Origin of the sequence: Cutibacterium porci (assembly GCF_009696315.1) — a bacterium.
GTDB classification, from domain to species: Bacteria; Actinomycetota; Actinomycetes; order Propionibacteriales; family Propionibacteriaceae; genus Cutibacterium; species Cutibacterium porci.
This window is the reverse complement of the sequence record NZ_VUMG01000004.1, coordinates 151,822-164,834: the sequence shown is the minus strand read 5'-3', so window position 1 is coordinate 164,834 and position 13,013 is coordinate 151,822. Positions and strand designations below refer to the sequence as shown.

11 protein-coding genes are annotated in these 13,013 nt (G+C 59.4%); 2 read left to right on the top strand and 9 right to left on the bottom strand.

Annotated elements, in window-relative coordinates; translation table 11 throughout:
* Window positions 1–5 precede the first annotated feature (5 nt).
* Together zwf and FYJ43_RS10890 are read right to left on the bottom strand one after the other, a co-directional pair.
* Window positions 6–1,580, bottom strand: coding sequence for a glucose-6-phosphate dehydrogenase (gene zwf / locus FYJ43_RS10895; protein WP_326833602.1), 1,575 nt, complete (start codon window positions 1,578–1,580; stop codon window positions 6–8).
* A complete protein-coding gene (locus FYJ43_RS10890) occupies window positions 1,541–1,750 on the bottom strand; it encodes a hypothetical protein (RefSeq protein WP_154564763.1) in 210 nt (69 codons plus the stop codon). The genes zwf and FYJ43_RS10890 overlap by 40 nt, the downstream gene beginning before the upstream one ends.
* A gap of 37 nt (window positions 1,751–1,787) precedes the next feature.
* On the opposite strand from FYJ43_RS10890, the gene FYJ43_RS10885 reads away from it, so the two are divergent.
* A complete protein-coding gene (locus FYJ43_RS10885) occupies window positions 1,788–2,807 on the top strand; it encodes a heme o synthase (protein WP_229771752.1) in 1,020 nt (339 codons plus the stop codon).
* A 98-nt stretch (window positions 2,808–2,905) separates the two neighbouring features.
* A complete protein-coding gene (locus tag FYJ43_RS10880) occupies window positions 2,906–4,201 on the top strand; it encodes a cytochrome P450 (RefSeq protein ID WP_154564759.1) in 1,296 nt (431 codons plus the stop codon).
* A 61-nt stretch (window positions 4,202–4,262) separates the two neighbouring features.
* Here the strand turns inward: FYJ43_RS10880 and FYJ43_RS10875 are convergent, their stop codons facing one another.
* The 7 genes from FYJ43_RS10875 to FYJ43_RS10845 form a co-directional block, all read right to left on the bottom strand.
* A complete protein-coding gene (locus tag FYJ43_RS10875) occupies window positions 4,263–5,144 on the bottom strand; it encodes a COX15/CtaA family protein (RefSeq protein WP_154564910.1) in 882 nt (293 codons plus the stop codon).
* Window positions 5,141–5,932: an ABC transporter permease gene (locus tag FYJ43_RS10870; RefSeq protein WP_326833601.1), complete on the bottom strand. Its 792-nt coding sequence runs from the start codon at window positions 5,930–5,932 to the stop codon at window positions 5,141–5,143. Before FYJ43_RS10870 ends, FYJ43_RS10875 begins: the two co-directional genes overlap by 4 nt.
* Window positions 5,907–6,641: an ABC transporter ATP-binding protein gene (locus tag FYJ43_RS10865; RefSeq protein ID WP_154564908.1), complete on the bottom strand. Its 735-nt coding sequence runs from the start codon at window positions 6,639–6,641 to the stop codon at window positions 5,907–5,909. The genes FYJ43_RS10870 and FYJ43_RS10865 overlap by 26 nt, the downstream gene beginning before the upstream one ends.
* A 43-nt stretch (window positions 6,642–6,684) precedes the next feature.
* Complete coding sequence (locus tag FYJ43_RS10860; RefSeq protein WP_154564906.1) at window positions 6,685–9,168, bottom strand: sodium-translocating pyrophosphatase; 2,484 nt, start codon at window positions 9,166–9,168, stop codon at window positions 6,685–6,687.
* 207 nt (window positions 9,169–9,375) lie between these two features.
* Window positions 9,376–10,395, bottom strand: coding sequence for a LacI family DNA-binding transcriptional regulator (locus FYJ43_RS10855; RefSeq protein ID WP_154564755.1), 1,020 nt, complete (start codon window positions 10,393–10,395; stop codon window positions 9,376–9,378).
* A 27-nt stretch (window positions 10,396–10,422) separates the two neighbouring features.
* The gene (locus tag FYJ43_RS10850) at window positions 10,423–11,328 is read right to left on the bottom strand and encodes a sugar ABC transporter permease (RefSeq protein WP_154564754.1); all 906 of its coding nucleotides are present in this window, start codon (window positions 11,326–11,328) and stop codon (window positions 10,423–10,425) included.
* On the bottom strand, window positions 11,328–12,932 hold the full coding sequence (locus tag FYJ43_RS10845) for an ABC transporter permease subunit (protein WP_154564752.1): 1,605 nt from the start codon (window positions 12,930–12,932) through the stop codon (window positions 11,328–11,330). The genes FYJ43_RS10850 and FYJ43_RS10845 overlap by 1 nt, the downstream gene beginning before the upstream one ends.
* Between the last annotated feature and the right edge of the window lie 81 nt (window positions 12,933–13,013).

Here is a 13,013-nt window from a genome sequence, read left to right as displayed (position 1 = left end):
CCTCCTCAGGGCCTGCGCCAGACAAACCCGTCGCGGGCAATCATCTCGTCAGCCTCTGGTGGTCCCCAGCTGCCGGCCGGATATTCGCACGGGGGAGTATCTGAATCAGCCCAGAAGTCCAGCACTGGATCAAGGATCTTCCAGGCCAATTCGACCTCTTCATGCTGCGGGAATAGCGGCGGATCGCCTAACAGAACGTCGAGAATGAGCCTCTCGTAGGCCTCTGGGCTGGCCTCAGTGAAGGAAGATCCATAGGCGAAGTCCATCGTGACGTCTCGAAGCTCCATTTGGGTACTTGGCACTTTGGCGCCGAACCTCAGAGTGACTCCCTCGTCAGGCTGGATGCGCAATACGAGGGCATTGGTGCCCAGGGCGGCGGTGTCTGAGAAAGGTAGGTGAGGGGCGCGCTGCAGGTTCAGGGCGACCTCGGTGACTCGTCGAGGCATCCGTTTCGCCGTGCGCAAGTAGAACGGCACTCCAGCCCAGCGTCGATTGTCGATGGTGAGCCGCACCGCGGCATAAGTTTCGGTGCGGGAGTGAGGATCCACGCCGTCTTCCTCAAGGTAGCCGCGCACCCTTTCGCCACCCTGACGGCCAGCCACATATTGACCGCGGCACGTCTGCGTGGACATGTCCTCGGGGGGTTGAATAGCGGCCAAAACCTTGGTTTTCTCTGCACGCAACTGCTCGGCACCAAAACTCGTAGGCTCCTCCATAGCCGTCAGTGCCATGAGCTGCAACAAGTGGTTCTGGACGACATCACGGGCAGCTCCGATACCGTCGTAATAACCCGCACGACCAGCAATTCCGATGTCTTCGGCCATGGTGATCTGGACGTGTGACACATAGTGGTTATTCCAAATCGGTTCGAAAATTTGATTGGCGAACCGGAATGCCATGATGTTCTGGACAGTCTCCTTACCCAGATAGTGGTCAATGCGGAAGACCGATTCCGGGGTAAATGCGCTACTGATGATTTCGTCGAGGTCGCGGGCGCTGTCCAGATCGTGTCCGAAGGGTTTTTCAATGACAACTCTGCTCCAGTGGGAGGCGTCGTGGCCGGTCATGCCGTGACGCTTGAGCTGGCTGACGACCGCCTCAAATGATCGTGGCGGGATTGACAGGTAGAAGGCGTGGTTGCCACCCGTGCCTCGTTCTTCGTCAAGTTCGCGAATGGTGTTGGCCAATCTCTCGAAGGCGTCGTTGTCGTCAAATTCGCCCCGGACAAACCGAATTCCTTCAAGCAGTTGTTCCCAGACCTCTTCGCGGAAAGGGGTGCGGGCATGTTCGGCCACGGCGTCGTGAACGACCTTGGCGAAATCTTCGTCTGCCCAATCTCGACGAGCAAAACCCACTAGACCAAAGCCTGGTGGCAGTAGACCGCGGTTCGCCAGATCGTAGACAGCCGGCATGAGTTTCTTACGCGAAAGGTCACCGGTGACTCCAAACATGACCAGAACGCAGGGGCCGGCGACGCGTGGCAATCTGCGATCTGAGGGGTCGCGTAACGGGTTAACGCGGTCGCCACGCAGCCTGTTAGTCACTCTGGTGGTGTTTCCTGAAGCGTCTCGACCTGCCACCTCACCGGTCCTTCCTTGTCGTGCGGAACCGTTATTCCACCTGCCCAACGGTAGCCCGTCGAACCACTATCGATCGTGTTCAGCGACGGGCTGACAGCGAGAACACTCGTTGGATGGCCAGTGATGAGGACATCAGCCGTCAGAAAGCCTAAAATCGTGAGGACGGCCATGTGTGGCACTCCTCACTTTGTGGATGTGTCGTGCCTTATGGTGGTCGCACTACCTTTCTCGATTTCGAAGGACACCGTGAGCAATCAGACGACGCACGTGGCGACGGCGCCAGCCTCTCAACGTCCCGACCCCGTCGAGACCAAGGTCGAGCAGGAGGAATGTCAACTGTCGACTCGCGACGTGGTCGGTGCTTATGTTGCCCTGACGAAGCCGCGGATCATCGAGTTGCTTTTGGTGACGACTCTACCGGTCATGTTCCTGGCATCCCACAGTGTGCCGAAACTCGGTTTGGCGATTGCGACGATGGTTGGGGGGCTTTTCGCCGCTGCTAGCGCGAACGTATTTAATTGCGTCATTGACGTCGATATTGATGAGAAGATGCGTCGGACCCGTCGCCGTCCCCTTCCTCGTCACCAAGTGCCACGCCGCAGTGCCCTGATCTACGGAATCGTGCTGGGGATTATTGCCACTATCATTTTGGGATTCGGTGCAAACTGGTTATCAGCTGTCCTAGCGCTGTTTGCTAATCTGTTTTACGTTTTTGTGTACTCGATGCTGCTGAAGCGTCGTACCTGGCAAAATACTATTTGGGGTGGCATTGCGGGATGTTTCCCGCCGCTTATCGGTTGGACCGCCGTCACCGGACGGGTGGGATGGGAGCCGTTGGTGCTCTTTCTTATCGTGTTCTGGTGGACTCCACCGCATACCTGGGCGCTTTCCTTTCGGTATCGCGAGGACTACGAGGCCGCTGGCGTACCCATGCTTCCAGTGGTGAAGGGAGCCCCCGAAGTCGCCGTGCAGATCCTCATCTATACCTGTGCCACGGTAGCGACATCCCTGGTGTTGTGGCCGGTGGCCGGTATGGGATGGGTCTATGGTGTCGTGACGATATTCTCTGGCGCCATCTTTATCTTCGAGGCAATTCAATTGTTGCATCGCGCTTATGCCGGCTTGCGTGATGCTCTACTCAAACCAATGCGTCTATTTCATTGGTCAAATACATACCTGTCGTTGCTCTTTTTGGCTATCGCGGTTGATCCCCTCATTGCATTGTGATTGTTACTTGATGGCACCGTTTGGCGCCGCCGTGCCACGATGTCAGGTAACGTCGGAATCAGCGGCGCTGCTATGGCGTCACGATCCGAGGAGCATTTATGACCACCATGTCAACCATTCGATCGGCCCTGGGTACAAAAGTCGACCAGGCGGCCAAGCTGTTGGTCGACGGCTACTTGTTTCAAGAGAGGCTGAGGGCGTCAAGGGGACGTAAAGCTAGTGACGGATGCCCCCTCGATTTCACCTTCATGGGTAAGCCTGCCACTTTGGTTCGTGGCAGCAAGGGAATCGATTTGTTCTACGACACCAAGCGGGTAAAACGTGAGCAGGCGATGCCGCTTCCGGTGCGCGGTCCGCTTTTCGGCGCCGGCGCTATTCACGGCACTGATGATGACGTCCATTTAGCACGCAAGGCCACCTTCGTCAGGGTGGTTTACGACGACGCTCAGGTCGAGCGCTTTAAGCCGATCATCGAGGACGAGCTGCGCAAGATGGTTCAAACGTGGGGCCATCGCACCGGCAATGTCTACGACGACACCGTGGTGGCATACGGTCGAGCAGTGCTTAAGTGGGCCGGGATCCCTGGTGACGATGCCGACCTTGATCCCTGGGCTGAGCGTCTCGGCCAGATCGTCGAGGGATTCGGGCACATGCCTGCTGGGCATACCCTGGCTTGGGTAAATCGTGCCCGCTGCGACAAGTGGGCTGCAGGCCTCATCGAAAAACAGCGCAGCGGTGCCATCAGCGCACCTGAAGGCACCGCGTTGTACGAGTGGGCGCGCTTCCGTGGTATTGACGGCAAGCTCCTTGACGCCAAACTGGCCGGCATCGAGCTGCAGAATTCCACCCGCCCGGCTATCGCGGTGAGCCGGTTTGCGGCTTTCGCAGCGCGATACCTGGTGTTGTACCCGCAATACCGTCGCGACATCGCCGCCGAGGTAGAGTCCTCTGGGAGTTTGGTCGATAATGAGCACGCTATTGCTTTCGCTCAGGAGGTTCGCCGTATAAGCCCCTTCGTGCCCATGCTTCCAGCGTTCGCCCGCGACGATTTCGAATGGGATGGGCACCAGATCCAAAAAGGTCAGCGTGTCATCATTGACGTCATGGGCACCAACACCGATCCCAGCGAGTGGGAAGAGCCGCTGCGTTTCAAGCCGGAGCGTTTCTTGGGAGTTGAGGACACCGAGACGATTAAGGCATTCATCCCGCAGGGTGGTGGTGATGTCGCTACCGGCCACCGCTGTCCGGGAGAGAAGGTGGCTGTCACAGAATTAGCCGCTACTGTCTCGGCACTGAGCCAGCCCGGAATCACCATTGACGCGGGTGACCTCGATTATGATCCAACGGTGATGCCGACGCGACCGCGCAGTGGTGGTCGCGTCCACCGCAGCTGACTGGCGCATCGGGCGGGTTGGGGCATGACCTCAACCCGCGGTGCTCTACCGTCATGAAAATTCAGGATTGCCGCGTCACAACGGGGGACGGAGTAGGGCGCACACTGCACCACAATGCCCCGACGGACGCTGCAGCCAACGACACACCCACCATATGCCAGATGACGAGCCAGGGATTGAGGTGGGCGAAGTACTGTGAATATCCGATGACGGCCTGGTACATCTCGACGGCCAGCACGAAGATACTCCAGCGGCGCATCATAGCTAGATGACGGGTCGTGGCAATGACGAGGCACGCGATCGTCAGAGCCACCGTGATCCACACAGAGATGCCGTGCAGCCGGGCGACGGTTTCAATAGCGAACCCAGTACGCGCCGACCCGGCGTCACCAGCATTGGGTCCCGACCCCGTCACCACAGTTCCCAGCCACATGACGACGCACATCATTGCCACTGTCGCTCGTACCAAGCCCATCGTGAGTCCGTCAACGGCTTCGCTGGAATGTGGGCCAGCCAGCCACACCATCTTGACGTTGACAAGGATGATTGCCACCGATAGCAGCAGGTGCAGGGCGACCATGAAGGGATTGAGGCCTACGAGCACCGAGATACCGCCAATGACGGCCTGCATGGCAATGGAGACCAGGTTGATCCAGGCCAGCGCCATGATCTGGGCTCTCGCTTTGACCCGGTAACAGCGGGCGAGAGCTCCGATAGCCACCGCCACAAGCACGAAAGTGAGCAGTCGGTTACCGAACTCAACGTAGGAATGGATTCCCGTCGCCGCGCGTGGCGTGAACGATCCGGCGGTGCAGTGGGGCCAGGTATCGCATCCCAGCCCTGATCCGGTCAGACGCACTACCGCGCCGGTGACGATGATGCTCATATTGGCTACGAGAGCTGCGATGCACCAGCCCCATAGACGACGATCGCGGGCAGTCATGAGATCCACGTGAATACCTTTCGTGCCAACAGTCCGAGCGCAACCGCCCAGATCGCCAGGCTCAGTAGCGGCCACCACAGCGGCTGTCCGAGTCCCCAGGCACGGAGCGATTCTCCAAGAGCGGTGGTGGGTAGGGCGGCGATGACGGGGCGAATAGCCCTTGGATAATCCGCCAGCGGCCACACCACGGCGCCAACAACCACACCGACGATGTATACCAAGTTTGCCAATCCGAGCGTGACTTCGGCTTTAAGGGAGCCAGCCATGGCGAGGGCACCGAGTCCGAACGCCAGCATGGCGAGCGCGACGCTCAGCAGGGCCGGTAGCCAGGCCAGGGGGGAGGCGCGAGGATGCCAGCCCAGTGCCAATGCCACCATGACAAGCAATATCACCTGGGCGAGGCTGATAGCGGCGTAGGTGATCGCTTTGCCAGCCAGCAGACCCGACCGGCCCAATGGGGTGGCGGATAGTCGCTCAAGCACGCCGTAACGGCGCTCAAAACCGGTCATGATCGCCTGAGAGGTGAAGCACGTCGACCAGATGGCGAGTGCCAAGATCGAGGGTGCTAACGCGTCCATCGTGAGTCCGACCCGGTCGCCAAGGAAGCGCCCGGCAACGAGGATACCGATGGGAATGACGAGGGCTAGTAGCAGTTGCTCCCCGTTGCGCATGACGAGACGTATCTCTGTTGCGGCGTGGTTGAGTACGCGTGCAGCAGCCGGTGCGGCCTGCGGGGCGGGGCGAAGATCGAGTGCCGTCATGTCAATTCCTCCCTGCTGCGCGGTCACTGGTGTGGGTGAGGAACACATCTTCCAGGCTCGACTCAGCTGTCAGTTCCGGCACAGTGCCGTGGGTCGCGACCCTGCCGCGATCGACGATCCAGACATGATCGGCTAACTGTTGAGCCTCGTCCATGTTATGGGTGGTGAGGACGACAGAGACTCCGTCGTGGCGCATGTGCTCGACAATGTCCCAGGTGTGGTGGCGCGCGTGAGGGTCCATCCCCGAGGTTGGTTCGTCGAGGAAGACCAATCGGGGACGGCCTACCAAGGCGGCGGCGAGGTTGACGGCCTGTTGCTGGCCGCCGGAGAGGCGTCGATACGTGGTGCGCGCAAAGGGGGTAATTGCAAGCGCGTCGATGAGAAGGTCTGGGTCGATGGGATTGGCGTGCAGGCCCGCCATGTAATGCAAGAGCTCGCCGGCTCGGATGCCGCTCCAGGCCCCGGCACTTTGCGGCATAAGACCGGTAGCGGCGACGGCTTCAGGGCTGCCGGGAGCCTGACCAAGCACGCTGATGTGTCCAGAGTCGGGGGAGACCAGAGACGTGCAGCAGCGCATCATCGTCGTCTTACCGGCACCATTGGGGCCTAGCACAGCGGTGATAGCGCCAGAGGCGGCAGTGAGACTGAGCCCATCGAGGGCGGTGACGTGACCAAAGGTGACCCTCACGTCCTCGAGAAGCAGGGCTTCGTGAGGAACGTGAGGGTCCAGAGTCAAAGGGGTTTCCGGCACGACGGCCAGTGTAGAACTCCTCAGCTCATCACAATCCGGTGCCGGCCTCCTTCGCGACGGTGTCGAACTCGTCGGGCCCCTTCGTCGAGTCGATTCGCATGCCGTAGAACGAGCGATACACGAAGTAGCAGGCGATGAGGACGAACATCGCGGCAAGAATGTAGGTCAGCAGACCGGCGCCAATCGACACCGCCAACTCCACAGCCAGCAGACCGAAGAGAGTCGTGAATTTAATGACAGGATTGAGGGCTACCGACGACGTGTCCTTGAATGGGTCGCCGACGGTATCGCCAACCACTGAGGCGTCATGCAATTCGGTACCCTTGGCGTCGAGGTCGACCTCAACGATTTTCTTCGCGTTGTCCCACGCGCCACCAGCGTTGGCCATGAAGATGGCTTGGTAAAGGCCGAAGATGGCGATCGAGATGAGATACCCAATGAAGAAGTAGGGATCGACGAAGGCAAATCCCAGAGCCGCGAAGAACACACCAAGGAAGATGTTGAGCATTCCCTTTTGGGCATACTCGGTACAGATCTGGACGACTTTCTTAGAGTCGTCGGTTGATGCCTTCGTGGCGTTCTCGTCGAGCTGCATATTGTTCTTGATGAACTCAACAGCGCGGTAGGCGCCAGTTGTGACGGCCTGCATTGAGGCTCCAGAGAACCAATAGATGACGGCACCACCGGCGATAAGGCCAAGCAGGAATGGGGCGTGGGTCAGGCCAAGCTTGTTGACTTCAGCGGCATTCGATAAGCCCTCGGTGAGCATCATGATGATCGAGAAGATCATCGTTGTCGCGCCGACGACGGCAGTACCGATGAGGACGGGCTTGGCAGTGGCCTTGAAGGTGTTGCCAGCGCCATCCTGAGCTTCCAAAATGTGCTTGGCGACGTCCCAACGCGGCGCGAATCCGTAGTGCTTCTCGATGTCGTCGGAGACATTGGGGATCTCCTCGATCGTCGACAACTCGTAGACGCTCTGAGCGTTATCGGTCACCGGACCATAGGAGTCGACAGCGATCGTCACTGCACCCATGCCGAGGAAGCCAAAAGCGACGAGGCCGAAGGCGAAGACTGCCCACTTGACCTCACTCATCGATCCCATATCGCCCAGGCCTGATCCGGTTCCCGATACGAGGAAGGACGCGCCCATGAGGGCGACGATGATGATTCCTAGCCAGAAGCCTGAGAAGTTACCGGCGACCAGACCAGACAGGATGTCCAGGGATGCGCCTCCCTCGCGGGCACTCGTCACAACCTCACGAACGTGACGGGAATTTGTTGACGTGAAGGCCTTGACAAGTTCCGGGATGAGAGCGCCAGCTAGGGTGCCACAGGAGATGATGATGGACAGCTTCCACCACATCGTTCCATCTCCCATGGAGCTGAGCATCCACCAGGTGGTCAGGACGGTCAGCAGAATGGATATCACCGAGGTAATCCACACCAGTGAACTCAGTGGCTTTTCAAAGTCCATCTCCGCCACTGCGCCGTAGCGGGCTTTGGCGACGGCGTTATTGATGAGGTAGGACACGAATGACGCAATGAGCATGACGACGCGGACTACGAAAATCCACACCAATAGTTGGACCTGTTCCGTCTGATCTGGCACAGCTCCCAACACGAAGGTAATGAGGGCCACGCCTGTGACGCCGTAGGTTTCGAATCCATCAGCAGATGGTCCGACGGAATCGCCAGCATTGTCGCCGGTGCAGTCAGCGATGACACCGGGGTTACGGGCGTCGTCTTCCTTGATGTGGAAGGCGATCTTCATGAGGTCAGCGCCGACGTCAGCGATCTTGGTGAAGATACCCCCAGCGATACGCAAGCAGGCCGCTCCGAGGGATTCGCCGATGGCGAAGCCGATGAAACACGGGCCAGCGAGATCACCGGGCAACACCAGCATAATGAAAAGCATAAGGGTCAGCTCGACGCTGATGAGGACCATGCCAATGCTCATGCCAGAACGCATGGGGATGTCGAAGGTTTCCCATGGGGAGCCGCGCAGTGAGGCGTGGGCGGTGCGGGAGTTCGCGAAAGTGTTGACGCGAATGCCGTACCAGGCGACTCCAAATGACCCTGCCATGCCGATGAGGCTAAAAAGCAAGATAATGAGCACCTTGGCACCCATATGCTCCAGGAATAGGAAATACACGACGATAACGGCGGCGATGAACGCCCACAAGAGCATGAGGAATTTCGCTTGCTGCTTGAGGTAGGTCTTACAGGTCTCGTAAATGAGCTCAGAAACCTCATGCATTGCTTCGTGGACGGGCAATTTTTGCAGCTTGGAATACGTCACCAGACCGAATCCCAGACCGAATAGGCAGATCACTAATCCGATCCACAGGAGGGTGGTCCCGGAGACATTTCCAACGTGTTCATTGAGAGGGGGCAGTTTCAGATTGGCCTCACCGCCACCACCTCCTTTGGCTTCCCCGCCGGAGCCGCATCCAGCCAAAGCGAGCGTGGTGAGAAGTACGGGCAGTACACTGCCTAGTAGACGTTTCATGGGGGAAACCCCCTTGTCAGTCGTGTTCACGATGCTGTCTCTTCCCTGAGAACCTCTCGTGTGCCTGCCTTCGTGCAAGCCTTGCCTCTAACCGTATGACGTGGTCGTTCCGTTGTCAGCACTCGGTGCCAGGATGTGCCGAATATCACCTGACAAGGCAGATATCGCTCATAGGTACAGCGCGGCTCGGTATACGCAGCCCCTCGCCTAGAGATTCGCCGTCGCCGCTCGAGCCGTAGTGGCCCGGATGACCAGTTCCGGTCTCACGAGACGCTCACCGAGCGCGACGGTTTCTCCTCGAATGAGTCCCATCAGAGATTGGACTGCCATTGCGGAAATAAGCCCAACGTTTTGGTGAAGACTCGTTAGCGGTGGATCGGTATACCTCATAAGGGCGGAGTCGTCACACCCGATGATTGATACATCGTGGGGAACTGACAATCCTTGCGCTCGGACAGCCCGGATAGCTCCCAGGGCCATGAGATCAGACCCGCAGATGATGGCGCTGACCCCATTATTGAGCAGATCAACGGTGGCACGGGCCCCGCCGTCAACAGAGAAAACAGTATGACTGACGGTGACGCTGCCGCGCCCGTCGAGACGACGATCCATGGCTGCGTGCAGGCCCTGTTCCTTGCGCTGCACCGGGACGTATCGACGCGGACCCACCGCGAGGCCGATGCGCTCGTGCCCAAGGCCGACGAGATGGGCGACTGCCTGATCCATGGCCGACACGTCGTCGTCGCTGATCTGCGGGGTAGCGACGCCAGGGGCGTACCCATTGACGAGCACCAGGGGTAGCCCGATATCGACCAGCTCCCGGTAGGTCGACATGTCTGCCGTGGTGTCGGCGTGAGATCCGGAGATGACGATGATCCCCGACACCTGACGCGACCTCAGTACCTCGATGTAGTCGTCCTCGCGCATACCGCCGGGAGCCTGGGTGCACACCGCGGTGGCATAGCCTTCCTTGGATAGCAGGGTTTCGATGTCTTGGGCGTGACTGGCGAAGACGGGGTTGGTGAGCTCAGGGACGATGAGCCCCACGAGCCCCGTCGTGACAGGCTTGAGGTGGGTGGGGCGCTGGTATCCCAGAACGTCAAGGGCCGTGAGGACACACTGCCGGGTGGAGTCTGAGACCCCCGGTTTGTCATTGAGAACTCGGGAGACGGTAGCTTGACTGACGCCTGCCTGGTCGGCGATCTCGGCAAGGGTTGGTCCGTTCATCTCTTCTTCTCCTGGCAGCGTGTCACGTCACTTCACTGCGCCGCCGGTCAGACCGGAGACGATGTACTTCTGAAGCCAGAGGAACAGCACCATCGGAGGGAGAGCGGCGAGCACTGCGCCGGCTGCGAAAACTCCCCAGTTGGAGCTGGTTTCCGTGGAGACGTACTGGTACAGACCGATGGCCAGGGTCGACGTGTGCGGATCGGCGCCGAGGATAACCGAGGCCACCACGTACTCGGTGAAGGAGCCGATGAAGCTTAGCAGACCGACCACCGCCAGGATCGGGGCCACCAGCGGCAGGATGAGGGTGAAGAAGATACGGGCGTGGCCGGCACCGTCCACCCTGGCAGCCTCATCGAGGGACTGCGGCACGGTGTTGAAGAAGCCGTACATGAGGTAGGTGTTCGCTCCTAGGGCTCCGCCCAGGTACACCATGATGAGTGCCAACCGGGACCCGATGCCCAGCACTGGGTAGACGTCACCGAGCCAGGTGAGAAGCAGGAAGATGGCGACCACCGTCAGCAGTTGGGGGAACATCTGCACCAACATGAGAGCCAACAGACCACCGCGACGCCCCTTGAAGCGCATCCGGGAGAAGCTGTAGGCGGCCAAGGCCCCTAGGAAGACGGTGAACAGTGCGGTGATTGCGGCGATGACGATGGTGTTGAGGTACCACTGGCCGTATGGGCGCACCGGATCGCTCATGAGCTTGGTGTAGTTCGACAAGTCGATCTTCGAAAACAGCTGATTGGATCCGGTAAGGGTGCCACCCGGCGACAGGGACGCGGACAGGACGTAGACCAGCGGGAAGGCCGCGAAGACGACAGCGATGATGCCGAGCACGTGACGCCACCACTGCGACTTGAGCCGCTTGGAAAACGGGGTGCGGCGGTTCGCTTCTGTGATAGCAGAGGATACCGTTGCGGTGCTCATCAGTTGACCTCCTCAAGGGCCTTGGTCTGGCGGAATCCGAGCCAGGAGATCACGCCGACGATGATGAAGATGATGACCGAGAAGGCGCTCGCCAGGCCGTAATCCCGATCGGCGCCAGAGAAGGCGATTTTGTAAACCATCGAGATGAGGATGTCGGTGGCACCGACGTCGAGGCTGGTGTCGGTAAACCGGGGGCCACCGAGAGTCAGCATGTAGATGAGGACGAAGTTGTTGAAGTTGAAGGCGAAGGAGCTGATGAGCAGCGGCGCCAGCGGCACCATGAGCAGCGGCAGCTTGATCTTCGTGAACGTCCGCCAGGTGCTCGCCCCGTCAATCCGAGAGGCCTCGAGGATGTCGCCAGGAATGGATTGCAGAGCACCCGTCGAGACGATGAACATATAAGGGAAGCCCAGCCACAGGTTGACGATGAGGACGGCTGCCTTGGCGATCCAGGGATCCGTCAGCCAGGGGATGGATGCCCCACCCAACAGGACTTGGTTGATGAATCCGAACTCCTGGTTGAACATGCCCGACCACACCAGGGCTGACAGGAACCCTGGGAAGGCATAGGGCAGGAGCATGAGGATGCGATAGAACTTGTGGCCCTTCATGGACGTGTCGTTGAACAACAGGGCCAGGGCTAGCCCGAGGGCGAAGGTGGTGAGCACCGACAGCACGGCGAAGGCGAAGGTCCACGCCGTCACTCGAAGGAACGGCCCACGGACGTCGTGATCAGTGAGAGCCTTCTTGAAGTTCTCGAATCCGACGGTGACCTTCCACCCGGGCTCCAATACCTTTCCGGACGCTGAGACGAAATTGCCACGGCCGTTGTCCTTGTAGACGGTGCCTTTCTTGTCGGTCATCGTTCCGGTCTTCTCGTCATAGGTCATCGTCGAGATGAAATCGAAGGCTTGGGAGCCGGTGGTGGTACGAATGAAGCCTGCCGACGAATCCTTGGACACGGGGACCTGGAGCGTGGAGATCTCATCGCTGCGCTGGGAGACCTCGGAAAAGGGGAGGATGCGGTAGCCGGGAACGGCCTTGATCTTGCCCAGTGAATTGAGTTCAGCTCCCTCGACCGGTTCCAAGGCTTCATCGGAGGTGCCGGCCTGCACCTTCTTGGTTTGCGGATCAATGACGATGAGGGCGAGCTTGCCGTCCTTCTGGGCAACGGTGGAGTCGTACACCGGGGCGTTCGGTACTCGTTCCTGATTGTTGCGCTGGATGGCTGCGACGGCGTCGTCGCGACTGCCGTTGTGGCCATCGCCGTAATTCGTGAAGCCCACGTAGATCGTGTAGGCCATAACGCCCACCGAGAAGATGAGCATGAAGACGATGCCGGGCGCCAGGTATTTGGCCGGCAATATCCGGTTGGGCGGCAGATAGATGACAGTAATGATGACGGCGACGGCACCGATACCGATGGCCATCACAGTGGATCCATGGGCGATGGCGGTCATGACGCCGTAGACGGCGATCGCATCAAGGACGCCAAGAAGTGCGATCTTGATGATCCAGGCCCACAGCGACCCGGAGTACTTGCCGCTGGCTGCGGCGATACGCCTTTCCCGAGCCTCGTGATCAATGGTTGGCGATGATGACATGATGTGGGGTTCTCCGGTTCAACGAGCCAGGTGAGATAACGCCGTCATGGGCGTTGTGGGAGGTGGGGGCACACGATCTCG

What these genes read in the sequence shown, in the direction of transcription:
- FYJ43_RS10890 (WP_154564763.1), bottom strand. Translation starts at nt 1,750, where the DNA reads ATGGCCGTCCTCACGATTTTAGGCTTTCTGACGGCTGATGTCCTCATC.
- FYJ43_RS10885 (WP_229771752.1), top strand. Translation starts at nt 1,788, where the DNA reads ATGGTGGTCGCACTACCTTTCTCGATTTCGAAGGACACCGTGAGCAAT.
- FYJ43_RS10880 (WP_154564759.1), top strand. Translation starts at nt 2,906, where the DNA reads ATGACCACCATGTCAACCATTCGATCGGCCCTGGGTACAAAAGTCGAC.
- FYJ43_RS10875 (WP_154564910.1), bottom strand. Translation starts at nt 5,144, where the DNA reads ATGACTGCCCGCGATCGTCGTCTATGGGGCTGGTGCATCGCAGCTCTC.
- FYJ43_RS10860 (WP_154564906.1), bottom strand. Translation starts at nt 9,168, where the DNA reads ATGAAACGTCTACTAGGCAGTGTACTGCCCGTACTTCTCACCACGCTC.
- FYJ43_RS10855 (WP_154564755.1), bottom strand. Translation starts at nt 10,395, where the DNA reads ATGAACGGACCAACCCTTGCCGAGATCGCCGACCAGGCAGGCGTCAGT.
- FYJ43_RS10850 (WP_154564754.1), bottom strand. Translation starts at nt 11,328, where the DNA reads ATGAGCACCGCAACGGTATCCTCTGCTATCACAGAAGCGAACCGCCGC.
- FYJ43_RS10845 (WP_154564752.1), bottom strand. Translation starts at nt 12,932, where the DNA reads ATGTCATCATCGCCAACCATTGATCACGAGGCTCGGGAAAGGCGTATC.